At 65.5% G+C, this 24,532-nt stretch carries 21 protein-coding genes and 2 pseudogenes; 12 read left to right on the top strand and 11 right to left on the bottom strand.

Going from position 1 to position 24,532, the window contains the following annotated elements:
- Positions 1-47: 47 nt before the first annotated feature.
- Positions 48-593, top strand: a pseudogene (locus tag J2848_RS30050) (IS6 family transposase); the annotation flags it as partial.
- Positions 594-635: 42 nt separating this feature from the next.
- Here the strand turns inward: J2848_RS30050 and J2848_RS30045 are convergent.
- From J2848_RS30045 to J2848_RS30030, 4 genes are read right to left on the bottom strand one after another with little or no spacing between them, the layout of a single operon-like run.
- On the bottom strand, positions 636-2,093 hold the full coding sequence (locus J2848_RS30045) for an MmgE/PrpD family protein (protein ID WP_149234086.1): 1,458 nt from the start codon (positions 2,091-2,093) through the stop codon (positions 636-638).
- Positions 2,090-2,695 (bottom strand): 3-isopropylmalate dehydratase small subunit, encoded by a 606-nt coding sequence (gene leuD / locus J2848_RS30040; protein ID WP_149234087.1) that lies wholly within the window; start codon positions 2,693-2,695, stop codon positions 2,090-2,092. The genes J2848_RS30045 and leuD overlap by 4 nt, the downstream gene beginning before the upstream one ends.
- Positions 2,696-2,699: 4 nt before the next feature.
- Complete coding sequence (gene leuC, locus J2848_RS30035; RefSeq protein ID WP_149234088.1) at positions 2,700-4,097, bottom strand: 3-isopropylmalate dehydratase large subunit; 1,398 nt, start codon at positions 4,095-4,097, stop codon at positions 2,700-2,702.
- 5 nt (positions 4,098-4,102) lie between these two features.
- Positions 4,103-4,966: an isocitrate lyase/PEP mutase family protein gene (locus tag J2848_RS30030; RefSeq protein WP_149234089.1), complete on the bottom strand. Its 864-nt coding sequence runs from the start codon at positions 4,964-4,966 to the stop codon at positions 4,103-4,105.
- A 104-nt stretch (positions 4,967-5,070) separates the two neighbouring features.
- On the opposite strand from J2848_RS30030, the gene J2848_RS30025 reads away from it, so the two are divergent.
- The 9 genes and pseudogenes from J2848_RS30025 to J2848_RS29990 all read left to right on the top strand — a co-directional run bounded on the left by J2848_RS30025 (position 5,071) and on the right by J2848_RS29990 (position 14,074).
- On the top strand, positions 5,071-5,856 hold the full coding sequence (locus tag J2848_RS30025; protein WP_149234090.1) for a GntR family transcriptional regulator: 786 nt from the start codon (positions 5,071-5,073) through the stop codon (positions 5,854-5,856).
- Between the two features lie 259 nt (positions 5,857-6,115).
- A complete protein-coding gene (locus J2848_RS36235; protein WP_366520497.1) occupies positions 6,116-6,460 on the top strand; it encodes an isocitrate lyase/phosphoenolpyruvate mutase family protein in 345 nt (114 codons plus the stop codon).
- Between the two features lie 258 nt (positions 6,461-6,718).
- Positions 6,719-7,513: an ABC transporter ATP-binding protein gene (locus tag J2848_RS30020; RefSeq protein WP_170307202.1), complete on the top strand. Its 795-nt coding sequence runs from the start codon at positions 6,719-6,721 to the stop codon at positions 7,511-7,513.
- Positions 7,510-8,292 (top strand): ABC transporter permease, encoded by a 783-nt coding sequence (locus J2848_RS30015; protein WP_149234092.1) that lies wholly within the window; start codon positions 7,510-7,512, stop codon positions 8,290-8,292. The genes J2848_RS30020 and J2848_RS30015 overlap by 4 nt, the downstream gene beginning before the upstream one ends.
- 49 nt (positions 8,293-8,341) lie before the next feature.
- On the top strand, positions 8,342-9,367 hold the full coding sequence (locus J2848_RS30010) for an ABC transporter substrate-binding protein (RefSeq protein WP_149234093.1): 1,026 nt from the start codon (positions 8,342-8,344) through the stop codon (positions 9,365-9,367).
- A gap of 41 nt (positions 9,368-9,408) precedes the next feature.
- Entirely contained in the window at positions 9,409-11,031 is a 1,623-nt protein-coding gene (locus J2848_RS30005) for a long-chain-fatty-acid--CoA ligase (RefSeq protein WP_149234094.1), read from the top strand.
- A gap of 319 nt (positions 11,032-11,350) precedes the next feature.
- Complete coding sequence (locus tag J2848_RS30000) at positions 11,351-12,562, top strand: MFS transporter (protein ID WP_149234095.1); 1,212 nt, start codon at positions 11,351-11,353, stop codon at positions 12,560-12,562.
- 31 nt (positions 12,563-12,593) lie between these two features.
- Entirely contained in the window at positions 12,594-13,334 is a 741-nt protein-coding gene (locus J2848_RS29995) for a Sua5/YciO/YrdC/YwlC family protein (RefSeq protein ID WP_149234096.1), read from the top strand.
- A gap of 116 nt (positions 13,335-13,450) precedes the next feature.
- Positions 13,451-14,074, top strand: a pseudogene (locus tag J2848_RS29990) (transposase).
- A 40-nt stretch (positions 14,075-14,114) separates the two neighbouring features.
- Here J2848_RS29990 and J2848_RS29985 read toward each other — a convergent pair.
- The 6 genes from J2848_RS29985 to J2848_RS29960 form a co-directional block, all read right to left on the bottom strand.
- Positions 14,115-14,603, bottom strand: coding sequence for an IS6 family transposase (locus J2848_RS29985; RefSeq protein WP_211103282.1), 489 nt, complete (start codon positions 14,601-14,603; stop codon positions 14,115-14,117).
- A gap of 69 nt (positions 14,604-14,672) precedes the next feature.
- The gene (locus J2848_RS29980; RefSeq protein ID WP_149234097.1) at positions 14,673-15,539 is read right to left on the bottom strand and encodes an isocitrate lyase/PEP mutase family protein; all 867 of its coding nucleotides are present in this window, start codon (positions 15,537-15,539) and stop codon (positions 14,673-14,675) included.
- A gap of 53 nt (positions 15,540-15,592) precedes the next feature.
- Positions 15,593-15,973, bottom strand: coding sequence for a putative antibiotic biosynthesis monooxygenase (locus J2848_RS29975; RefSeq protein ID WP_149234182.1), 381 nt, complete (start codon positions 15,971-15,973; stop codon positions 15,593-15,595).
- The gene (locus tag J2848_RS29970) at positions 15,970-17,853 is read right to left on the bottom strand and encodes a TRAP transporter large permease (RefSeq protein ID WP_149234098.1); all 1,884 of its coding nucleotides are present in this window, start codon (positions 17,851-17,853) and stop codon (positions 15,970-15,972) included. Before J2848_RS29970 ends, J2848_RS29975 begins: the two co-directional genes overlap by 4 nt.
- Positions 17,854-17,896: 43 nt before the next feature.
- On the bottom strand, positions 17,897-18,955 hold the full coding sequence (locus tag J2848_RS29965) for a TRAP transporter substrate-binding protein (protein ID WP_149234099.1): 1,059 nt from the start codon (positions 18,953-18,955) through the stop codon (positions 17,897-17,899).
- Between the two features lie 76 nt (positions 18,956-19,031).
- The gene (locus J2848_RS29960) at positions 19,032-20,444 is read right to left on the bottom strand and encodes an FAD-binding oxidoreductase (protein ID WP_149234100.1); all 1,413 of its coding nucleotides are present in this window, start codon (positions 20,442-20,444) and stop codon (positions 19,032-19,034) included.
- A 250-nt stretch (positions 20,445-20,694) separates the two neighbouring features.
- Here J2848_RS29960 and J2848_RS29955 point away from each other — a divergent pair, with 250 nt between their 5' ends.
- The gene (locus J2848_RS29955) at positions 20,695-21,369 is read left to right on the top strand and encodes a GntR family transcriptional regulator (RefSeq protein WP_149234101.1); all 675 of its coding nucleotides are present in this window, start codon (positions 20,695-20,697) and stop codon (positions 21,367-21,369) included.
- Between the two features lie 469 nt (positions 21,370-21,838).
- Positions 21,839-23,113, top strand: coding sequence for a hypothetical protein (locus tag J2848_RS29950; RefSeq protein WP_149234102.1), 1,275 nt, complete (start codon positions 21,839-21,841; stop codon positions 23,111-23,113).
- A 37-nt stretch (positions 23,114-23,150) separates the two neighbouring features.
- On the opposite strand, the gene J2848_RS29945 is transcribed toward J2848_RS29950, so the two are convergent.
- Positions 23,151-24,524, bottom strand: a complete 1,374-nt coding sequence (locus J2848_RS29945) for an ATP-binding protein (protein WP_149234103.1) — start codon at positions 24,522-24,524, stop codon at positions 23,151-23,153.
- Positions 24,525-24,532 lie beyond the last annotated feature (8 nt).

Here is a 24,532-nt window from a genome sequence, read left to right as displayed (position 1 = left end):
TCACATCAACGATGGTGTCGTGTCGGTCGTGACGGTAAGCTTGAGGGATGTCGCCGCTCTCGTATGCCCGCCACCACTTCCGGCCCGCGATTATCCAGCATGCGATCTGGCTGTATCTGCGGTTTACTCTGAGCAACCGGGACGTCGAGGAACTGCTGGCTGAACGCGGCATCGACGTGTCTTACGAAACCTTGCGCCGCTGGGTCGTGAAGTTCGGGCCGGCCATTGCGGGCAACTTGCGGCGCCGCCGGCCGAAACCCAGCCCGCGCTGGCATTTGGGCGAGATGGTGACCAGGGTCAGTGGCCGGCTCATGTACTTGTGGCGGGCCGTCGATGATGAAGGCGAGGTGTTGGAGGTGCTCGTCCAGCGCCGACGCGACAAAGCTGCGGCTTTGAAGGTGATGCGCAAGCTGCTGAAGAAGTATGGCTTCGCCCCCATCCAGGTCACGACCGACAAGCTCCGGTCCTACAGGGCCATCTTCCGCGAAATCGGTCTGACAGCCCACCATGAACAAGGGCGGCGAACGAACAACCGGGCCGAAGTCTCGCACCAGCCGGTGCGGCGACGAGACCGGAAGATGCGGCGGTTCAAATCGTCTGTGTGATCAGTTGGTCTCGAGGATTCCGGGGGACGCTCAGTCGTCCTGTGCTCCGAGTGCCGATGCGGTCTCCTGCGCCAAAAGCCCAAACAGCCCGCTCAGGTCTTCGGCCCGCTCCAGCCCCAACACGGCCTCGACGATCCGCTCGCAACGGTCGGCCGGAACGATCGGCTCGCACAGAGTGCGGAACTTGGCGACAATGTCGTCGTTGGAGATCGCTTCGGAGAAGCGAAGCCCCTGCTCCACCTCCCGCATTGATCCGTCGGTAAGCGCAATGCGCAGCCGACAGCCCAGCTTCTTGTGCGGTCCGCCCTGGAAGCTCTCGTCCTCATGCATCCGGACTTTGGGGATCAGAGTCCAGAGATCGTCGGATTCGATCCGCTCCGCCGTGTATTGCGGGATCATCGCGCTGCCGTCGACGACCGCGACGGCGACCGCATAGGCAAGGCTCATCTGCGCACCGATGGAGGTCAGCGGCCGTTCCACCGGAAAGCCGCCGTGATGATAGACGGCCTTGCCGACCCAGACGTCGATGCTCTCGACATCTTCTGGCCGGAATGGCCGCTCCGCCAACGTTCTGCGGACCGCGTCGATGGTGGAATGCAGGCCGCCCATCGCGGCGTGGAACTTGACGACGATCCGCTCCGTCTCCCAACGTTCTCCCAGATCGGCAGCGACCTGCGAGGCGTCTGGATCGTGCCCCTCGCCGAAGGCGGCGAGGAAACCACCATAGTCGCGCTCGAACACCCGCTTGATTCCGGTGTAGCCGTCGGCGGCGAGCCAGGCGGCGCCGAGGCCGGCGCGGGCGGCAAAGCCATGGTGCATGCGCTTGCACATCGCCTCGAACTGGGCGGCCATCAATCCGCCCGACTGGGTTCCCGCCATGCCCAGCGCATCTTCGAACCCGGCGGGATCGAGGCGGAGCAGCGTTCCGGCCGCGGCCGCGGCCGCGTGGGTTCCGAACACCGCTCCGGAATGCCATCCGCGCGACAGCATTTCGATTCCATGCAGGCCGAGACCGACGCGCGGTCCGACCTCAAACCCGGCGATCGCCCCCTTGAGGAAGACGGCGCCGCTGACCGGCCCGCCGCGCTTTCCGTCCGCCTGGGCGCAGGCCAGCAGCGCCGGCAGTACGAGCGACGCGCTGTGCAGCGGGGCGAAGGGATGGAAATCGTCCAGCTCGAAGCCCTGGATGAAGGTGCTGTTCAGCAATGCTGCGAGCGGCGGCGGCGCCCCGCGGTTCCAGCCGATCAGCTGGGCAGGTCCGCATCCCTCCAGGCGGCAGAGCGATTCCACCGCACGGCGCGACCAGGGCAGCCGGGCGCCGACCAGGGCGCAGCCGATTCCGTCGAGCAGAAGATGGATCGCCCGCTGGCGGACACGCTCCGGCACATCCTCCAACCGCAGGTCGGCGAGCCAAGTGGCAAGGCGCCCGGTCGGGCCGGCCGGATCGGTGGTGGCGCGGCCGGTGTGGATCTCGTCAATGGAACTCATGCGGCGTCCTTCCGGATGGTTGGGACCGCCCAGGGGCGACGCAGGGCGTCGGCACGCTCCCAGGCGGCGATGTCATCGACGCAGCGCAAAGTCAGGCCCAGCTCGTCGAGCCCTTCCAGCAGGGTTTCCCGCTGCGTCGCGTCGAGCGTGAAGGTGTGTCCCGTTCCGTCGGGGGCGGTGAGGGTGCAGGTTTCCAGATCGACCGTCAGCGGGGCGCCGTCGGCGGCCTGCACGGCGATCGCTTCCACCGTCGCCTCGGGAAGCACGACCGGGAGTACGCCGTTCTGGATGCAGTTGGAGAAGAAGATATCGCCGAACGACGCGGCGACCACGCAGCGCAGCCCGGCCTCCTGCAACGCCCAGACCGCGGCCTCGCGGGAGGAACCGCAGCCGAAGTTCGCTCCGGCGAGCAGGATCGGTGCACCGCGGAACTGCGGCCGGGACAACACGAAATCGTCGCCGTGCAGCGCCTCCAGCGCGAAGGGGCCGAGCTGGCCGCGGGTGTACTGGGTCAATCGGTCGATCCGGATGATCACGTCGGTATCGATGTCGCGGCGCATCAGCGGGGCGGCGGGGCCGGTGACGTTTTTGAACGGTTGCATCGTTTCAAAACCTCCGGATATCGGAGATCGCTCCGGTGACGGCGGCGGCGGCGGCCATGGCCGGGCTTGCCAGATGGGTGCGCGCGCCCGGTCCCTGGCGACCGACGAAGTTGCGGTTGGAGGTGCTGACCGATCGGGCGCCCGGCGGCACCTGCTCGCCGTTGGCCGCCACGCACATGCTGCACCCCGGCTCCCGCCATTCGAACCCGGCGGCGCGGAAGACCTCGTCCAGGCCCTCGGCCTCGGCCGCCCGCCGCACCGCGTCCGAGCCCGGCACCACCCAGGCGCGGACGGTGGGGGCGACCCGGCGCCCGCGGGCGATGCGCGCGGCGTCGCGGAGATCGGACAGCCGGGAGTTGGCACAGGAGCCGATGAAGACCCAGTCAATTTTGGTCCCCTCCAACTGCTGGCCCGGCTGCAGCCCCATGTAGTCGAGTGCGGCCTGCCAGGCAGCGCCTCGGGTCGGGTCGGACGCGCGTGCGGGGTCCGGTACGCTGCCGGTCACCGCCACCGCCTGATCGGGCGATGTGCCCCAGGTGACGGTTGGCGGCACCTCTGCCAGGTTGAAGCGGACCTCCACGTCGAACACTGCATCGTCGTCGGTCCGCAGCCTGCGCCAGTCGGCGAGCGCGGCCTCCCATGCATCGCCGGCGGGGGCGAAGCGCCGGCCGCGGACATACTCAATGGTTCTGTCGTCGGGGGAGCACAGCGCGATCTTGGCGCCCAGCTCGACCGACAGGTTGCACAGCGTCATCCGACCCTCGACAGGCAGATTGGCGATGCCCGGACCGGCATGCTCAATGGCGAAGCCGGTGCCGGCTGAGGCGCCGAGCGTGGCGATGACATGCAGAGCCAGATCCTTCGCAGTGACCCCCGGCGCCAGGAATCCGTGATAGGTGATGCGCATCTGCCGGGGCTTGCGCTGCCGCAATGTTTGGGTCGCCAGGACATGGACCAGCTCCGACGAACCGATGCCAAAGGCGATCGCCCCCAGCCCGCCGTTGGTGCAGGTATGGCTGTCGCCGCAGACCAGGATCGTGCCGGGCAGGGTGATGCCGAGTTCGGGGGCCATCACATGCACGATGCCTTGCCCGTCCTGCCCGATGTCGAAGAAGGGGATGCCGAGTTGCCTGCTCCGCTCCTTCAGGCCGGTGTAGAGGGCTGCCCCGCGGTCATAGCTCGTTCCGGTGCGGCCGGGGGCGCTGCTGACGGCGTGGTCGGCCGTGGCGAAGCAGAGGTCGGGACGGCGGACTATCAGGCCGCGGGCCTCGACCTCCTGCAGTCCTCCGGTTCCCGACAGATCGTGCAGAAGATGACGGTCGATGTGGAGCAGGGCCCAGCCGTCGCCGAGGTCGGCGACGACATGGCTGTCCCAGATGCGGTCGAACAGGGTGCGGGGCATCGCCGTCACTCCGCAGCCTGGGCGTACCGGCGGCGCAGGCGGTCCCATTCCGGCGCACCGAGCCGGCCGAACAGCTCACGGACGTTCGGCCCGGTGCTGGAGTCGACGAATTCCGTTTCCGCAAAAGCCGTAAGCGCCGCGTCGAAGGCGCCGATGGCGGCGGTGATCAGCAGGCCGGGCAGGATGGCGACCCGGAACCCCATCTCCGTCGCCTGGGCCATCGTCACGTCGGGAGTCCGTCCGCCGGGGACGATGTTCAGCAGGCAGGGACCCTTGACCAACTGCGGGATCGCAGCGACCTCCTCCAACGACTGGGGCGCCTCGACGAAGGCGAGGTCGGCCCCGGCGGCCAGTGCCAGATTGGCGCGGGCGACCGCCTCGTCCAGGCCGGCGACGGCGCGGGCGTCGGTCCGCGCGATCACCACGAAATCCGGCGACCGCCGTGCCGCGGCGGCGGCGGCGATCTTGGCGGCGAATTCCTCGCGGCCGATCACCTCTTTGCCGTCCAGGTGGCCGCAGCGCTTGGGCATGACCTGATCTTCGATGTGGAGCGCCGCGACGCCGCGCATCTCGTACTCGCGCACCGTTCTGGTGGCGTTCAGCTCGTTGCCGTAGCCGGTGTCGGCATCGGCGATGACCGGCACGCCGGCTGCGCCAGCGATAACGCCGGCCGCTTCGGTCATTTCCGTCAGGGTCAGCAGGCCGTAATCCGGATAGCCGCGGGCGGCCGACACGCAGGCGCCCGTCATATAGACGGTCTCGAACCCGGCCTGGACCGCCAGCCGGGCGGTGATGCCGTCGTAAACGCCGGGAGCGACGAGGAGCCCGCCATCGCGAAGCTGTGTCCTGAGGATGTGAGCCATTGTCATAAGTTCTGTTCCCTGCATCGGACTTGAGCTATCACATGTTATGACTTATCCGAAACATGCTGGCCCTACATATCATATAGTATGCTAAGTAGCAAGGAGATATTATGATTAGTCGCCCCCACGAGGCCGCTGCCGATGCCAAGCCGCTCTATATGCGGGTGCAGCAGAACCTGCGTGATGCCATCAGGGCCGGTATCTTCGCCCCCGGTTCGCTGCTACCCAGCGAGAAGGAGCTGGAGGACGAGCACAAGGTCAGCCGGATCACCGTCCGCCGTGCCCTGGAGGAGTTGGAACGCGAGGGCTTGATCGAGCGCGGCCGCGGCCGGCAGGCACGTGTTGCCGCCATGCTGACTGCCGCCGTCAACACCCGTATCGAGGAGGAACTCGCCTCCATCCTGCAGATCGGCCGCGGCATGGAGGCGGAGGTGCTGTCCTACGGCTGGCGCATGCCCACCGTACAGGTGGCCGAGGCACTGGAGGCTTCCGTCGATGAGCCGGTTCTCCAGGTGGAGCGCGTGAGGCGCCGGCGCGGTCAAGCCATCCTTCATACGCTGGCCCATGTGCCGGCGGCCATCGGTGCGATGCTGCCGCGCGAGGCGCTGGTCAAATCGACGATGCTCGACCTTCTATCTGCCCGTGGCATCCAGCCCGGCAGCGTCGAGCAGGAGATGCGCGCTGCCCCGTGCGATGGGGACGTGGCAGCCCTGCTTGGGCTGGAGCCGGGTGCGCCGGTCTTCATCCTGGACCGGCTGGTGCGCGATGGAGGCGGACGGCCGATCCAGCGGATGATCGCCACCTTCCGTTGGGATTCCTTCCGCTACCGCATCTCCTCTACCAAACTCGGCAACGGGCAAATGCTGGAATTCGAGGCGGCCGGGCGGATCGACTGACGTACCGCCCATGGCATACCACCAACAATGAATATGTCATGGCGCATTGTTCCTGCTGCCTGGTCACAGCAGGGGTGCGCCGGGGCATATCCATGTTTGGAAGTGATTGGATTGACGAATCGATCCCGCCTAGGGATTTGGGAACGAGATTTGGGAACGGCTGCGGCTGGACGTTACGAGGCAGTCGAGGTGAACCAATCCGCGGGAGGGGCGGAGGTCCAAGAATAAGCGGCTATTTGACCCAATCCAGACGCGAAATGTGCTGCCGGTTTCAGGCGCCTATGACGCGTACGGCATGCTTCTGGTCGAGCAGGCCGGCTTCCTCGCCCGTCGGGGAAGCAATTTTGGCGTAGCGGCGACAGTGCTCGGACTGCCGGACGTCGGCATCCTGTCGATGCGCAACCAAGTCAACGCGGTGCAGTCGATCGCCAACGCCGTCTCGATTCCGGTGAGGGCATGTGGCGGCACCGGGTTCGGCAATGCACTGAACACCTTCCATATCGTTCGCATGCCATATCGTTCGCATGGTGGAGCCCGCCGGAGCGGTCGGAGCAGACGTTGGGCAGACATCCGACATAGTATAATAAGACATTGCATGTTATGATGATAAATGCTATGCCTAGCGAATAATAGAGGACCCGGATGAAGCGCACCTTGTCCTTCCGGGCGGGGCGCGGCCGCAGTGACCTTCGGCATTCCGGAACAACCGATGGGAGGGAAGCATGGATCTCACCGACGATGGAGCAGCGTTCGGCAACAGCGGGAATGACACCCGATGATACCCCGGCCGAAGACGGAAACGTCCGTCGGTGCGCCCCCGCAGCCGTCGGGGCGTGGGGTCCGGCTCCACTCCGAAAACGCGGTGACGGCTCAGCTGATCCGCTTCGAAGGGTTCGGCAAGAGCTTTGGCACGGCCAAGGCGCCGATGGTGGCGACCCGCGGCATCGATCTGGAGATCGCGCGCGGCGAATTCATCACCATCGTCGGCCCTTCCGGCTGCGGCAAATCCACCCTGCTGAACGCGACCGCCGGCATTTTTGCGCCCACGGAAGGGCGCGTGCTCTATGGCGGCGTGCCGGTCGCCGGCTACAACCAGCGCGTCGGCTACATGACGCAGAGCGACCATCTGCTGCCCTGGCGCAAGGTGGACGCCAACATCGCGCTGCCGCTGGAAATCCAGCGCCGACCGAAAGCCGAGATCGCCCGGCGGGTGGAGGAGCTGATCGAGCTGGTCGGGCTGACCGGCTTCGGCAACTCCTACGTCTCGCAACTGTCCGGCGGCATGCGCAAGCGCTGCGCGCTGGCCCGGCTGCTGGCTTACGATCCCGACACGCTGCTGATGGACGAGCCGTTCGGCGCGCTCGACGCCCAGCTCCGCCTCGCCATGCAGGTGCAACTGCGCAACCTCTGCACCCGCCTGAACAAGACCGTCCTGTTCGTCACCCATGACATCGACGAGGCGGTGGCGCTGGGCGACCGCTGCGTCGTACTGACCGGCCGTCCGGGCATGGTCCGCGAGATCGTCACCATCGACCTGCCGCGCGACCGCAATCTCTACCGCCTGCGCTCCAACCGCCAGTACATCGCCGCGACCGACCATTTGTGGAGCCTGCTGGCTCCCGACGCCGCCCGCGAGGAGGGGGAGGAGACGCCATGAACAGGCAAATCATCACGATCTGGGCGATCCGGCTGGCCCTGCTCGGCGGGCTTCTCGCGGTGTGGGAGGGTGGGGCGGGGATCCTGTTCGATCCCTACTTCGTCAGCCGCCCCAGCGAGATCGCGGAGCAGTTCTGGGGTCTGCTGGCGTCGGGCCGCTTGTTCTACCATGCCGGCATCACGGTGGTGGAGGCGTTGGCCGGCTTCGTCTGCGGCGGGCTGGCGGGAACCGCGGTCGGCATCCTGCTCGGCCGCAACGAACTGCTGGGCCGGGCGCTCGACCCGGTCATCCTGATCTTCTACAGCCTGCCCAAGATCGCGCTGGCGCCGCTGTTCGTCATCTGGTTCGGCATCGGGATCGAGATGAAGGTGATCCTGACCGGCACCATCGTCTTCTTCCTGGTCTTCCTGAACACCTATACCGGCGTCCGTGGCGTCAGCCGGGAGCTGGTGGCGATCATGAAGCTGATGGGGGCCAGGGAAAGCGACCTGCTGACCAAGGTGGTGCTACCCTCGGTCGTCACCTGGGTTTTCACCGGTCTGAAGCTGTCGGTGCCCTATGCGCTGATCGGCGCGCTGGTCGGCGAGCTGATCGCCGCCAACCGGGGCCTGGGCTATCTGCTGTCGGATGCGGCCGGCCAGTTCAACACGTCCGGCGTATTTGCCGCGATCCTCGCCATCATCATCCTCGCTGTCCTGCTGAACCTTGCCGTCCGCGAGTTCGAGCGCCGCATGATGCCCTGGCAGGCCGGCCAGTACGACCGTGAGATGTCGATCTGACCGGCGCTTGGCCGGTCCCCATAGGAACCGATTTTGTCGGGAGGCGATCATGACCATCTGGAAGGCCCTGATCCGGGGCTCCCTGCGCGCTTGTGTCTGCGCGTTCGTCGCCGGAAGCGCGACCGCGGCACTGGCGCAGGACAAGGTGACCTTCACCGCTTCGACGCTCAGCCTGTTCAACATGCCGGTCTATGTCGCCGACGTGATGGGTCATTTCACCGAGCAGAAGATCGCTCCGGAGATCACCGTGCTGAAGACCGGCGGCTCCACCGCGCTGGCGGCGGTGCTGGGCGGCAACGCCAACGTCTATATCGGCGCCCCCTCCAGCGCCCTGTCGGCGGCGAGCCGTGGGGTCGAGGCAGTGGTCATCGGCTCGGTGCTGAACGAGGTGTCGATCGATCTGGTCATGCGCAAGGAGGTGGCCGAACAGGCCGGGCTGACCGACCGGACTCCGGTTGCAGACCGCTTCCGCGCCCTGAAGGGAAAGAAGATCGGCGTCACCGGCTCCGGCAGCGGCAGTCATCAGGTGGTGCAGTACGCCCTGCGCTCGGTCGGGCTGGATCCAGAACGCGACACCACCATCGTCTTCGTCGGCGGGTTGGAGGAGCTGCGCGCCGCCCTGCCGCGCCTGGATGCCACCGTCAGCGCCAGTCCCCTGACCGAAGATTTCGTGCGCTCCGGCGCCTATCTGATGGCGAGCGGCCCCGGTGGTTCCTATGAGGCGTTGAAAGGCATGCCGACGGTGGTCCTGGTCGCAACCAAGCGGTGGGCCTCGGCGGTCCCCGAGCGCACCACCCGCCTGCTCGCCGCCATCGCCAGCGCGCAACGCGACATCCACGACCGGCAGGCAAGGATCAAGGCGCGCGACCTCGTCTACGCCAAGTACTTCCCGCAGCTCGAAAAAGCCCTGTACGACGCCGCCTGGGAGACCATTACCCCGGCGATTCCGACCGATCCGGCGATGCCGGCGGACGCCCTACGGCGGAGCATCGATTTCCTGAGGGAGTTTTCCGACCAGAAATACTCGGTCGATCCGGACAAGGTCTACACCAACGCCTATCTGCCGAAATCCTGACGTCCGGCGCACGGCAAGATCATCAAATAAGGGAGTAGACGATGCGCTCGACCATGATGGACGTGCCGCTGATGGTTTCATCGATCCTGCGCCATGCCGCGCTCTATCACGGTGATACTGAAATCGTTTCGCGCACGGTCGAGGGGCCGCTCCATCGCACGACCTATGCCAAGACCTGGAAGCGCAGCCAGCAACTGGCCAATGCGCTGGCTGCGCTTGGATTGGGACGCGGTGACCGGGTCGGGACGCTGGCGTGGAACGGCTACCGCCATTTGGAAATCTACTATGGGGCGTCGGGAGCAGGCCATGTCTGCCACACCATCAACCCGCGCCTGTTCCCCGACCAGATCGCCTACATCATCAACCATGCGGGCGACCGAGTGCTGTTCGTCGAGCTGAGCTTCGTCGACCTGCTGGAGTCGATCGCCGATCGGCTGACCGGGGTCGAGGCGATCGTCGTGATGACCGACGCCGCTCATATGCCGGCATCCCGGCGGCTTCCCGCCCTGCTCTGTTACGAGGATCTGCTGGCCGCCCAACCGGACAGGTTCGACTGGCTGCAACTCGATGAGAACGAAGCGGCGGCGATGTGCTACACGTCGGGCACCACGGGCGATCCCAAGGGGGTGCTCTACAGCCACCGCTCCATCGTTCTGCATGCGATGGCGGTGTGCATGCCGGACGTGTTCGCGCTCGGCGCAGGCTCGGTGGCGATGCCGGTGGTGCCGATGTTCCACGTCAATGCCTGGGGCCTGCCCTATGCCGCAGCGCTGGTCGGGGCGAAGCTGGTCCTGCCCGGATCGAAGCTGGACGGGGCGAGCCTGCACGAGCTGATCATCGCTGAGGAGGTGAGCTTCACCGCCGGCGTGCCGACCATATGGATGGCCCTGCTCGACTGGGTGGCGGCCAATGACGTGTCCTTCGGGTCCTTGAAGCGCGTGGCTGTCGGCGGTTCCGCCTGTCCGCCAGCGATGTTCGCACGGTTCCGCGACCACGGGGTCGAGGTGCTGCATGCCTGGGGGATGACCGAAACCAGCCCGGTCGGTCTCGCCAACAGCCCCAAGCCCAACCGGCCGACCCGCAGGCCCGATGAGGAGGTCGCCCTCTCCACCAAGCAGGGCCGTCCCTTGTTTGGCATGGAGTTCCGGGTGGTCGGCGCCGACGGAACCGAGATCGCCCATGACGGCGTTGCGTTCGGCAACATGCAGGTGCGCGGCCCCTGGGTGGCTGCCGGCTATTTCGGTGACGAGCGCGCGGCCGTCCACGCCACGCCCGGCTGGTTCGAGACCGGCGACGTGGTGACGATGGACGCCGACGGCTACGTCCAGATCGTCGACCGCTCCAAGGACGTGATCAAGTCGGGTGGCGAATGGATCAGTTCGATCGACCTGGAGAATATCGCCATTGCCCACCCCGCGGTGCAGGAGGCGGCGGTGGTCGCCCATCCCGATGAGCGGTGGAGCGAGCGGCCGCTGCTGGTGGTCGTGCGCCGGCCGGGCTCGGCGCTGACAGAGCGGGAAATCCTGGCACATTATGAGGGCAAGGTGGCCCGGTGGTGGATTCCCGATCACGCGATCTTCGTCGACGAATTGCCGCATACCGCGACGGGAAAGCTGCTCAAGGCGAGAATCCGCGAGATTTACAGCAAACCATCCCCTGTGTGACAAGGTGCCGGTCCAGCGTCGGCGCGACAAAAAGGCCGCCAAACGCCTGCTGCGCAAGCTGCTGAAGCGGCAGGTCAAGCTCCTCGCGTCATGATCACGGACAAGCCGTAAGCACGACGCCTCGGGATGATCTGCAAGGGGTCGCACGGGCCTGCCGCTCGTTCGTGTCTGGCACGTCCCGGCGCTTCGCCGCGGCGCGCTCGCAGGCTACTTCGAGCCTGTCCAGGCCGGCCGCCGACGGCGCCCTTGCAGGAGAACTGGCCGGACGTCCCTTGCGGCGAACAAACCAGCTCAGAAACAAATATGAGGAGCGCATGCCATGAGTGGAAACACCAAGCTTCTGATCGCCATCTGGGTCATGCAGTTCGTGAATTACGCCGACCGGGTGGTGGTGAGTTTCGCCGGCCCGTCAATGATGAAGTCCCTCAGCATCGACACCGATACCTTCGGGATTGTGCTGTCCTCGTTCTCCCTGGGGTATCTGCTGTCGCAAATACCCGGGGGAATCATAGCCGACAAATGGGGAGCCCGCGCCGTCGTGATCGTCGGTCCACTCTTCTGGGCGCTTTTCACGGGTATGACCGGCTTGGTGTCGACGATCGCTGCACTGATCGCGGCGCGGATGTTGTTCGGCGTTTCCGAGGGATTGTCGAACGCAGCGACCTACAAGCTGATTGGCGACAATTTCGCCGCGGAGGACCGCCCAAAAGCCATGTCGATATGGGTGACTGCGCTTGCCATCGCGCCCGCGCTGACGGGGCCCGCCGTAGGCATGCTGCTGACGTCGTTCGGCTGGCATGAGGTGTTCCTGCTGTTAGCGGTCCCTGCACTGGCTGTGGCGGCAGTCAACTTCGCACTGGTGCCGTCAGGCAGTCCACAAGCGCAGAACGAAGAAAACCGGGCCACCAATGCCGGCTTCCGCAGTGTGCTCAGCGAGCCGTCGCTTTGGCTCATCTGCGGTGCCTACGGCTTCTGGAGCATCGCATACTGGGGATTCCTAGGCTGGATGCCAAGTTATCTGGCTTTGGAGCGCCACATCGATATCAAAGGCGCCGGCATTCTCGGCGGTCTCCCTTACGTGTTCGGGCTTTGCGGTGGACTAGCGGCGGGCTGGGCGGGGGCCAAGATCGGAAGCCGCGGGCGCCCCTACTTCCTGGCGGCCGTCTATCTGTTGGCGTGCCTGGCACTGTTCGGAGCTTTCGCCTCGGCGACGCTCGCTCTCTCAGTGGCGTCCCTCTCGATCACCGGCCTCTTCATGTACGCCGGACTGGCCACCTACGGCGCTGTGGTGCTCGACCTCGCTCCCGGCCGCGCTCGGGCGGCGTACGCCGGCATCGTCAGCACTGCGGGCCAGATCGGCGGGACCCTGGCCCCCACGGCCATCGGTTACCTGGTGAAAGCCACCGGCAGTTTCGGCGCCGGATTCGCATTCATGAGCGCCTCGCTGTGCATTGCGGCCGTGTGCGCTCTCGCGCTGGTCCCGATCAAGGCCAGACGGCAAGGGCGGATCGCAGCCCAAGTCGTGAACTGAAAACACTCACAGAAAATTGGAGGATCATCCCATGGCAGTCATCGACGTGCGCGGGGACGCAGAACGAGTGTTCAACGCCCTTAAGGACGGAGGCATCGCGATATTCCCGAACGACGTGGGCTACGCGTTGATGGGCGGCTCGGAAGATGCGGTGAAAAGGATCAACTCGGCCAAGGGGCGGGGAGGACACAAGCGGAACGCATTCCTGTGCGGATTGGACACGCAACGTGAACTGCATGTGCTTGATGCGCGTTCACGGGAGATGATCGAGGCGATCACGTCCGATTACGATCTGCCGCTGGGGGCCGTGGCGCCGTTCGACCCCGGACATCCGATGCTGCGGAACGTGCCGCCTGGTCTCCTGGCCACCAGCACCGCCCACGGAACCCTTGCGATGCTGCTGAACGCCGGTCCCTTGTTCCGCGAAATCTGCCGGCTCAGCCGGGATAACCTGCACCCGATCTTCGGATCCTCCGCCAACTTGACGGGGACCGGGCCGAAATTCCGCGTGGACGACATCCAGCCGGCGATTCGGGAAATCGCAGACATCACCGTCGACTACGGTATCCGCAAGTACCATACATACAAGCGCTCTGCCACGATCGTACGCTTTCCCGAGCTCGAGGTTGTCAGGATCGGATCGTGCTACGAACTCGTCGCCGACGTCCTGCGGCGTCACTTCAAGGTCGAACTGCCTGACGACCCCGGAACGGACGCGAACCCATCCGGGCACCTGCAGGAGTTCGCTTTGCCCGATCTCTCGGCCGGATGAACGGTCCCGTGCGGCGAGCTTGGATACCTGAACGACGTTGGCGCATAAATCGTCAGGGGCTGGCGGTGTGAGGGTTCTGGCGGGTATAGAGGCGTCCCGCTGAAGCCGAAAGCCCGATGCCTTACAAGGCCAACGAGAGCCGTCGCCACAAAATCCCGAAGGCGCGCTACCGGGTCGAGAACTGGTCGAACTACGATGCGGCGCTGCGCCGGCGCGGCGACCTGACGCTCTGGGTGACGCCGGAGGCGATTGCCGCCTGGACGCCGCCCGCCACGAGGCGGCGTGGCCGGCCTTCCCGCTACTCGGACTTGGCGATCGAGGCCGGGCTGATGCTGCGCCTCGCCTTTGGTCGTCCGTGGCGCCAGACCGAAGGCTTGCTGGGTTCGCTGATGCGCCTGCTGGGACTGGATCTGCCGGTTCCGGATCACACACGACCTTCTCCCGGCGCAGTGCCATCCTGGAGGTCGCGTCGGCACTGGCCAGGACGGACGGGCCGGTGACGGTGGTCATCGACTCCACCGGGCTGAAGGTGTTCGGCAAGGGCGAGTGGCACCTCGAAAAGTACGGCCGCACGGCCGCCGCTCCCTCGGGAAGTCGCGATGCTGCGCTACAAGACGCTGATCGGTCGCAGCCTCCACGCCCGGACTCTGCCTCGACAGGAGACCGAGGCCAACGTCGCCTGCAAGGTGATCAACATCATGACCGGCCTCGGCATGCCGGTGTCCCGCCGCGCCACCTGAACACCGTGGGATAGGGCGAAGTCCGCCCAAATGCTGATTTCTACACCAACGTCCTTTGCCGATGCTCGCTGCCGAGCTTCAAGTCCTTCTTCGCTGCAGCGTAGGATTTCAGCTTGTCGGTCACCAGGACACGCGGGGCATAGCGCAGCCCCTTCAGCAGCTTGCGAAAGAAGCGCTTGGCTGCCTTCGTGTTGCGGCGGCTCTGGACCAAGATGTCGAGGACCACGCTATCCTGGTCGATGGCACGCCACAGGTAGTGCTGCTTGCCGCGGACGCGGATGAACACCTCGTCGATAAACCACTTGTCACCCGGTCTGGGCCGGCGACGCCTGAGGGTGTTGGCAAAGTCACGCCCGAACCGGCGGCTCCATTCCCGGATGGTCTCGTAGCTGACTTCGATACCGCGCGCTGCCAGGATCAGTTCGACCTCGCGCAGGCTCAGGCTGAAGCAATGGTACGGCCATACGGCCTCGTTGATGATTGCCGCCGGAAAGCGGAAGCCGCGGTATGGGTTGATGGGCGTGCTCATGACCGGAAACCTGCCACGGACGGGGCACGTTCGCCAACCTGACAGAACCGGCCGAAGTCGGTCGCGGGATCACGACCAGCCGAAATCGTCGTCCAGCGTCTTGAAGCGCCCCAGATCGACCAGGACGCTGAAGTCGGCATAGGTCATCATGGCGGATTCCCGCGACTTGGGTGTTCCTTCGGCGCGCAGCGCCGCCAGCGTCGCGGCAATGGCGCGGGTTGCCGAGAACAGGGCCGACACCGCGTAGAAGACGACGGAGAAGCCCATCTCCTGGAGGTCGCTCGCGGTCAGGGCGGTGGTTTCGTTGCCGTCGACGATGCTGACGACCTTCGGCCCCTCGACCGACCGGGCGACGGCCTCGACCTCGGCGATCGTCTTGATGCCGTCCACGAAGACGAGGTCGACCCCGGCGTCCTGGTAGAGCCTGGCGCGGCGGACGGCCTCCTCCGGACCAACCGCCGCCATCGCGTCGGTGCGGCCGATGATCAGCAGATCGTCGCCGCCGCGCGCGGCGAGCGCGCATTTCAGGCGGCGCACGTTCTCCTCGGCGGAGATCAGCTTGACGCCGGCCAACTGGCCGCAGCGCTTCGGGGCCCTCTGGTCCTCGAAATGGATGGCGGCTACCCCGGCCTGGATATATTCCCGGACCGTGCGCTCGATGTTGGCGGGGCCGCCGTAGCCGGTGTCGGCGTCGGCGATGACCGGGATGGTGACGGCGCGCGCCATGTCGCGGGCGTGGGTTGTCATCTCCGTCTGGGTCATCAGCCCGAGATCCGGGGTTCCCAACCGGACGGCGGTGGCGCCGAAGCCCGTCATGTAGAGGGCTGGAAAGCCCGCCGCCTGGACGAGGCGGGCCGTCAGGGCGTCCTGGGCGCCGGGTGCCATGACGATCTCGCCGCGACCGAGGAGCTGTTTCAGTGCCGTGCCGGAAGTCATCGATTCAGTCTCGCTCTGTGTGCGGCCGGCGCACGGAGACGCCGGCCCGGTTTTCATGGCATGTCCAGGCCGTACGGGACGGTGCCGTGCTCGTCGACGGCGAAGGTGGTGTGGAACACCTCGCCCTCGAACATCGCCAGCAAATCCCGCGTGGGTTCCCGCGTCCGTTCGCGGATGTCCGAGGCCAGGGCCTCCCGCATTGCCGCGAGGCTCGGATAGCGGACGGATAGCACCAGGGCGAGGGGCGGCGCGTGGGCGTCGGCGTCCAGCGGACGCAGCAGCCGGACCTCCAGCGCGCCCGGAAAGCGGCGCCACAGCGGCACCAGCCGCTCGACCAGCAGGGCCTCGAAGGCGGTCTCGCGCCCCGGCACCACCCGGCCCCGGAAGAAGGCGCAGCGCACGACCTGGGTGGGCGCTTCCGGTGCCGCCGTCATCGGATCATCCCCAGATGGCGGGGCAGCCACAGCGAGAAGTCGGGCACCAGGACCAGGACCAGCAGCGCCGCCACCAGCACCGCCAGATACTTCATCATCGGCCGCACGACGTTCTTCATCTGCGTTCCGGTCAGCGCGTTGGTGACGAACAGCCCGACCCCGATGGGCGGGGCGAAGAAGCCGAGCCCCATCGCGATCACCATGATGACGCCGAACTGGAGCGGGTTGATGCCCAGAGCGCCGGCGATCGGGGTCAGCAGCGGCCCGAACAGGATCAGCGCGGGCGCGCCCTCCAGGATCATGCCGAAGCCGAACATGATGACGATCGACACCAGGACGAAGCTGAGCGGCCCGAACTGCTGGCCGAGCGCGATCATCGTGGTGGAGATCTGGTCGGGGATGCGCTCGATCGTCAGCGCGTAGGACAGGCTGGAGGCGACGGCGACGATGAACAGGATGCTGCCGGTCATCGCGGCCGCCCGCACGAACAGGGCGACCGTCATCTTCAGCGTCAGTTCGCGGAACATCAGCCCGCCGACCAGGAAGGCATAGATCACGGCGAAGGCCGAGATCTCGGTCGAGGTGGCGATGCCGGTGGTGACTCCCCGTCCGATCATCAGGATCATCGCCAGCGTCACGGCGGCGCCGCCGATCAGCGGCAGCAGCGGACGGCGCGGAACCTCGACGAAGACCCGGTCGAGATCGACGCGGGTGCCGGCATAGATTGCGACGCCGGCCAGGCACAGCGCCATCAGCACCGCCGGGATCACCCCGGCCATGAACAGGCCGCCGATCGAGATGTTGGACACGAAGGCGAAGATGATGAGGTTGACGCAGGGCGGGATCGTCTCCGCCATCACCGCCGTGCAGGCGAGCAGGCCGGCGGTCTCGTTCTCGTTCTGCCCGGTCTTGCGGATCGCCGGCATGATGACGCCGCCGACGGCCGCGATGTCGGCCAGCTTCGACCCCGACACCCCGGAGAACAGCATGGTGGCGAAGATGACGATCAGGTTCAGCCCGCCCCGGAACCGTCCGATCATGCGCAGCAGCAGCTCGATCAGCCGCGATGACATGCCGTTCACCTCCATGGTGAGGCCGGCGAGCACGAAGAAGGGAATGGCCAGCAGCACGAAGTGGTGGGCGCCCGAGGACACCTGCTGCGCCCAGATCAGCATCGACAGCGACGGATCCATCAGGAAATAGGACATCGACCCGAGCCCGAGCGCGAAGGCCACCGGCACGCCGAGCGCCAGCCCGCCGACGGCGGCGATGCACAGCAGCAGGATCGGCGACACCGTGTCGTCCGGCAGCAGCACGTTCCAGCCGAGGATGGCGGCGGCGACGGTCAGGCAGACGGCCAGCGCCGACCAGCGCGCCGCCGGCTCCGCCTTGAAACAGTTGTTGACCGCAAACACCGTCATGGCAGCGACGCCCAGCAGCACCGGCAGGTGGAACCACCATTGCGGCAGGCCAATTGGCGTCGTCTGCCCATGGGTGTCGAGCATCAGGTCGTAGGTCGAGTAGAGCAGCATGCCGGCCACCAGGGCGGTGGCCCAGGCGGCGACCGATGCCACGAAGGGCCGCCAGCGCGGCGGCAGGAGGTTCACGACGACGTCGATGCCGACATGCTGGGTGCGGCCGAGGCCGCTGGCCGCCCCCAGGAAGATCATCGTCGACATCAGGCCGCTGGCGATCTCCTCCGCCCAGTCGAAGGGGGCGTGGAAGTAGTACCGCGCCACGACCGAGGCGGCCACGATGACCATGTCCAGCGCGAGGATCGCGGCGCCGAGATATTCGATCGTCGTGACGAAACGGGCGAGCACCCGCTCGGTCAGCGCCGTGTCGCCGTATTCCCTGCGCGGGGGCAACGCTATTTCCATGACAGTCACCTCGCTTCGGAAGGGGGGAGGAGCGCCGGGGGCCTCAAGCGCTGGCCTTGATCTTCTCGAACAGCGGGGCGGTGGCGGGATACTGCTTCAGGTAGGCGGTGTAGAGTTCCTCGCTCATGCGGCGCTTCAGGTCCTGCAGCTCGTCCGGCTTCACCTCCAGGAAGGTCAGGCCCTTCTCGCGAAGCTGGGTCATCGCCTCCTCCTCAACCTTCGGCACCTCGGCCCGGCAGGCGGCGGTCGCGGCCGCGGCGGCCTGCTGGAACTGCGGTATCAGCGCGGCCGGGATCTTCGCCAGCCCGCGCTTGCCGATATAGGCCAGCAGCGGCGTGTAGATGTGCCGGGTCTGCAGGCAATGGCGCGACACCTCGTACCACTTGTAGGACAGGACCGTGCCCGGATCATGCTCGAAGCCGTCGACGACGCCGGTCTGGAGCGCCGTGTAGACCTCGTTGATCGGCATCGGCGTCGGGGTGGCGCCGATGATGTTGAAGGTGTCGATGAAGGCCTTGGTCGGCAATACCCGCAGCTTGTTGCCCTTGAGCTGCGGCAGCGTGGTGACTTCCTTGTTGGTATAGATGCTGCGTGCGCCTACCTGGAATCCCCAGCCGAGGATGGTGACGCCGGCCCGCTCCTGGAGCATCGCGTCGTAGGCAGCGCCGACCCCGGTGTCGAGCGCGCGGGCGCAATGGTCGTAGCTGTTGAACAGGAAGCCCAGGTCCAGCAGCCCGAACTCCGGCACAATGGTGGCCCAGATCGAGGCGCCGGTCAGGATCATGTCAACCGAGCCGCCCTTCACCTGATTGACGACGTCGGCCTCGCGGCCAAGCTGGCCGTTGGGGAAATATTCCAGCTTGATCTGGTCGCCGACGCGCTTGGCCAGTTCTTCCTGGAACGGCTTGAACCACAGGTAATGGGCGCCGAACCGGTCCGGCGGGGCGGAGGAGGACACGCGCAGCGTGATCGGCGCCGCGGCCTGCGCGCGGCCGGAGCCGGCGATGCCCAGGCCGGCGATTCCCGCGCCCAGGGTGAAGCCGGTCCCCAGGGTGGCGGCGCCGGCGATCAGGCCGCGGCGCGAAATCAGGGTGTTCTGCATGGATGTTTCCTCGAATTGACGGCGTCGGCCGTTCTTGTTGTGAAGGCGTTGCGCTCTCGGGGGAGGGGCCGGCCGCTCAGGCCGCCGGCAGGACCTTGCCGGGATTCAGGATGTTGGCCGGGTCGAGCGCCGCCTTGACCGCCTGCATGACGCGGACGGCGCGGCCGTGCTCGAGTTCCATGAACTTGATCTTTCCCGAACCGATGCCGTGTTCGCCGGTGCAGGTCCCGTCCATGCCGATGGCGCGGCGGATCAGCCGGTCGTTGATGCCGTCCGCCTCCTCCAGCTCCGCCGGATCCGACGGGTCGATGACGAGGCCGAGATGGAAGTTGCCGTCGCCGACATGGCCGACGATCGAGATGAAGAAGGAGGCCGACGCGATGTCCGCCTGGGTCTCGGCGATGCAGCGGGTCAGGCTCGATATCGGGACGCAGACGTCCGTGCTCCACACCTTCGCGTTGGGGCGCATGGCCTGGACCGCGTAATGGACGGCGTGCCGGGCGCGCCACAGGGTCGCGCGGGTATCGGGATCGCTGGCCGATTCGAAGTCCAGCGCGCCGTGGTCGGCCGTCAGCTCCTTCGTCATCGCGATCTGCTCGGCGACGGTGCCGGGCGAGCCGTGGAACTCGAAGAACAGGGTCGGCGTCTCGCGGTAGGACAGGCCGCAGTAGCGGTTGGTCGCCTGCACGGTGCGTGTGTCCATCAACTCGACGCGGGCGACCGGTATGCCGTACTGGATGATCGACACGACCGAGGCGACGGCGGCCTCCACCGTCTCGAAGGGCACGACGGCGGCCGAGATGGTCTCCGGGATGCCGTAGAGACGGACGGTCAGTTCGGTGATGATGCCGAGCGTGCCTTCCGAGCCGACGAACAGCCGCGTCAGGTCGTAGCCGGCCGAGGATTTGCGGGCGCGGCCGCTGGTACGGATGATCTCGCCGTCGGCGGTCACCACGGTCATCGACAGCACGTTCTCGCGCATGGTGCCGTAGCGCACCGCGTTGGTGCCGGACGCCCGTGTCGCCGCCATGCCGCCCAAGGTGCTTTCCCCGCCGGGATCGATCGGGAAGAACAGGCCTGTGGCGCGCAGCTCCTCGTTCAGCTGGATGCGCGTCACCCCGGCCTGGACCGTCACATCCAGATCCTCAGCCCGCACGGCGATGATGCGCGTCATGCGGCTGAGATCAATACAGACGCCGCCGCGCACGGCGGAGACATGACCTTCCAGCGAAGTGCCCGCCCCGAAGGGCACGACCGGGACGCCATGGGCGGAACAGAGACGCAGAATCGCCGACACCTCCTCCGTGCTTTCCGCGTAGCAGACGGCGTCGGGAGCCTGGGTGGCGTGGTAGGACTCGCCCCGCCCATGCTGTTCGCGCTCCGCCAGGCCAAGGGCCAGGCGCGCGCCCAGAAGATGCCGCAGATCCGCCAGCATCGCGTCCGGCAATCTCCTGCCGCTCTCGACGTCCGGGATCCTCTGGGTGGCCATGATCTCCATCGGCGTCTTCCCTCGCATGATTCCGTATGTCCGGCGCCCGGCCGGCTCATTTGCTTGGTATGCCCTCTATCACGGTCCATGATTGTGTGCAAGGCTCTGTATCTTGGATACAGTGTCCAAGATGGAAGATATTGCTCTTCGAAGACGGAGGGATTATCTCATGCGTCATGGCCCGGCGGTTCGGCGACCGCCGGATAAGGCCTGACAGAGCGCACGCAACCGGCGGACCGTGGAACAGACAATGATACCGCGCTTGCAGATCGAGCTTCCCAAGGCCCTGTCGACGATCGTCGAGGAGCGGCTGCGCGACGCCATCGTCAACGCCGAACTGTCCTTCGGCCAAGCCCTGTCGGAGGATGCGGTGGGGCTGTCGCTCGGCGTCAGCCGCACCCCAATGCGCGAGGCGCTGACCCGGCTGGAGCAACAGGGGCTGGTGGTGATCGTGCCCAAGAAGGGGACCTTCGTCTTCCAGCCGACGCTGGAGGATGTCGAGCAGCTCGCCTCCTTCCGGCTGCTGCTGGAGACCAGCGCGCTGGAGCGCTGCATGGAGAGGGCTCCTGCGGAGACGCGGGACGACATGACCTCCGCCCTGGAAACGATGCGGGTTGCGCGCGAGGCTGGCGACACCAAGGCCTACGCCCGTGCCGACACCGTTTTCCATGAGAGCTTCGTCAACCATTGCGGCAACGTGCATCTGGCGAATGCCTATCGGACGATCTCGGGCCGGGTGGCGGCGTTGCGCGCGCATCTTTCGGTTCCGCACAGCGACCAGCAGGATTTGTCGTTCGGCGAGCACCGCAGCATGATTGAGGCGTTTGAGAACCGTGATTTGACGCTGCTCAGGCAATTGCTGTCCCAGCACATCCTGCGCGCCCAAGCCGCCTATGCGGACGCTCTGGTCGAGATGCAGCGGTAGCCGCCAATTGCTGCGAGCTTGGGGATTTGAGCTTCGAGCAATCGTAGGAATCGTTGGTTGCGTGCCCCGCAACCAAGTCACAAAAAGCCCGCCTGAACCGCTCCGTCCCCGTCAGTACCTCGAACCGTTGATAAGCCATGACGTTTGCAACTCGTTTGCGTCCGAGCGATGACGCGCAACGCAAAAATCAGACGCCGGACCCTACTTTGCCAAGACGGCTCTCACCGGAGGCGTACGCTGCAAGGTCATGAACATGATGACCAGCTTGGGCATGCCGACCACCCGCAAGGTCGCCTGAGCACCATTGGCTGCCGGTGAACTCCGCCCTTGCGCCAATTTGTGCGCCTAAGTCGGGCAGACCCGCTTCTTTCCCGCGTCTTGGAAGCCGTCAATCCCACCTGCGGTTTGTTTTATGGGAAATTGCTCGCTAGTTTGGTAGGCTGTCCACCTTCCTGACGAGGGGACGGTCATGCGTGGTCCATCGGGCGCTTCCGGGCAAGGAGGTGGTTTCCAGATGCGAGACCGCCAGCAGGTCATCGAGCGGCAGGATGTGGATCGGGGGCGGAGCCCCGGTCAAGCGGCGACCTCCCATCTCGCGTCGTTGTCGGCCACCTTCAACAACAGTTCGAGGGTGATGGCTTTGCAGCAGTTGGGCACAAGATTGAATCAAAACCCGGTTCGGTCCGCCCCTGTTCAAGCAAAAAGTCAGGAACACTCCGGTACTGTTGTACAGCGTGTCCTGATCGGAGAGGTGGGTGACGAGCCCGAGGTCACACTCGACACTTACGAAAAGGTCGTGGATTACATAGAGAGCGATAAAACAATCGAATATAACTTTCTGGAATACAGGGCTGATGCCAAGGAATTGGTGGAAAGATTTATCGAGAAAAATGATGGAACCTATGAGAGTCCATCGGATTTGCTTCGCAGCATCGAGAATTTTGCCAACGAAGAGGAAGCGGAAAGCGAATCCGACCAGGAGGATCATGAAGAACCGCTTGTGATTCCACGTAAACGGCATGTGAAGAATAAAGACAAATCAACCAGGAAAGGGAATGCGCGTCTTCGCGTTTCCCCTGGGAAAAGTGACGCCATCATGGATAAATATGCCTTGATGAGCGGCGACGAAATAACAAAAGGTTTGAATTCAATCAATGATACGCATATCGATTTGTTCAGCAATCTTTATCAAGGCGGCAAAGAATCCGATTTCCGCCATTTTCAAGGAAGAAGTAACTTAAAGGACTTGAGAAAGGCGGCGGACTTCCTGGAGAACGATAAGGCAGACGTCAATTACAAGAACCAGCTTGAGCTGGCCACCGCCAAGATATTGGCTGGAAAGCAGCTGGTGCGGAAAATGTCGAAGGCGGAGAGTGCCGCCTATCAAATTTCCCGTGGAACAGAAAAGGATGTCTTCCGTAAGGGGAGCGAGGGAATGAAGGCGTTTCGTATCGATGAAACTTATTCATTCAGCAGCACGGAGAGAAACAACCGTGAAGGTGATTATGATGTGGTCATGCTCGTCAATCTGTCTCCAAAATTAAAAACATATTTCATCAATTTTCTTTCTCCAAATACTTCGAATCCTCTTGGCGTTCAGGACAAATCCATGCAGTTCGGGATCAATCCGCAATTCAAATTCGAGGGGGACGATGTCACGATCTTGATTCCCCCCTCCGGGTGGGCCGCGTTCTGGTCCTTCGTGGCAAACGACGTGTCATTCAAGGACAACGCATCCCCGTGAGGGCTACGGTGCGGAGTTGGCCGGCAGGGGGCGCCCGTCAGCGGGTGAGGTAGTGCCCCTCCTTGCGCAGCTCCTGACGGATGCCGCTCATGATGTCGGCAAGCTGGACGCGGGGCGGCTCGCGCTCCACCGCCAGCAGGCAGGCGTGCCGCAGAACGTTGACGATGGCGCCGCCGGCCAGTTCGTGCCGGTCTGCCAAGGCTTCGAAGTCGATGTCCCCGGCCAGCGGGACCGCGCCCGTCGCGAACATGTCCTCCCACAGCTTGCGGCGCGCCTCGCGGTCCGGCATGGGGAAGAGGATGGAGGACTGGAAACGGCGTGCGAACGCCTCGTCCATGTGCCCACGCTGGTTGGTCGCCAGGATGACGACGCCGGGAAAATCCTCCAGCCGCTGGAGCAGATAGGCGATCTGCTGGTTGGCCGAACGGTCGTTGGCCGACTGTGCGTCGGTGCGCTTGCCGAACAGGGCCTCGGCCTCGTCGAAGAACAGGATCCAGTCATGATGCTGGGCGCGGTCGAACAGCGCGGCCAGATTCTTCTCGGTTTCGCCGATCCACTTCGACACCACCCGCGACAGGTCGACGCGGTAGACTGGCAATCCATGGCTCTTGCCGAGCAGGCAGGCGGTCAGCGTCTTGCCGGTGCCGGGGCCGCCGTAGAACAGGCAGCGGTAGCCGGGTTTGAGCCGCCGCGCCAGCCGCCAATCGTGCAGGAGCGTATGCGAATGGCGGATCCAGCTGTCGATCATCCCGATCTGCCGGCGTGTCGCGTCGTCGAGCACGAGGTCGTCCCAGTCGAGCGGCGTGGTGATGCGCTCGGCCGGGAAGCCCTCGCCGGGCGGCCATGTGTAGTCGCCGCCCGTCAGCAACCGTTCCAGGTGATCGCGCGACATGCCCAGTACCGCGGCGGCGGGTGGCTCTTCCGGGTGGCGGTGCTCGACCGTGAGGATGCCCTGGCGGACAAGCCGGTGCTCCGGCTTGAAAAGCGGAAGTGCCGCGATGCGTGCCGCGCGGTCGGTGCCGGCTAGCAGGAAGAGCGCCGTCTCGACGGTTGGCAGGATGCCGGTATGCGACTGCCCGACCTGGCCGCCGAGTTCGCTGAACCGCCGGCCCGTCGCCTCGTTCTGCAGGAGGAAGGGGTCGAGCGCCTCTGGCGCGAGGTAGGGCGCCAGCGCCAGCATCAGAACCAGCCGCTCGGCCGGCGTCGGGTCGAGCCGGCGCAGCGCCGTGGCGAAGGGGCCATCGTCGCCGGTATGGTCGGGCGGTGCCGGCCACCCCCCTCCATCCTCCGCCAAGGTGCCGAGATGCAGAGCGAAGCGGTGGCTCAGCGTCTCCTGGAACCATGCCAGCTCGCGTTCGAGGGCGGGGGCGGAGGCGGACCGGGCTGCAGGTGGGGTGGGGCAATTCGTCATGTCCGGGC

The organism is Azospirillum lipoferum (assembly GCF_024170005.1).
Classification (GTDB): domain Bacteria; phylum Pseudomonadota; class Alphaproteobacteria; order Azospirillales; family Azospirillaceae; genus Azospirillum; species Azospirillum lipoferum.
The sequence above is the reverse complement of the archived record's forward strand: the minus strand, read 5'-3'. Positions and strand labels throughout refer to the sequence as shown.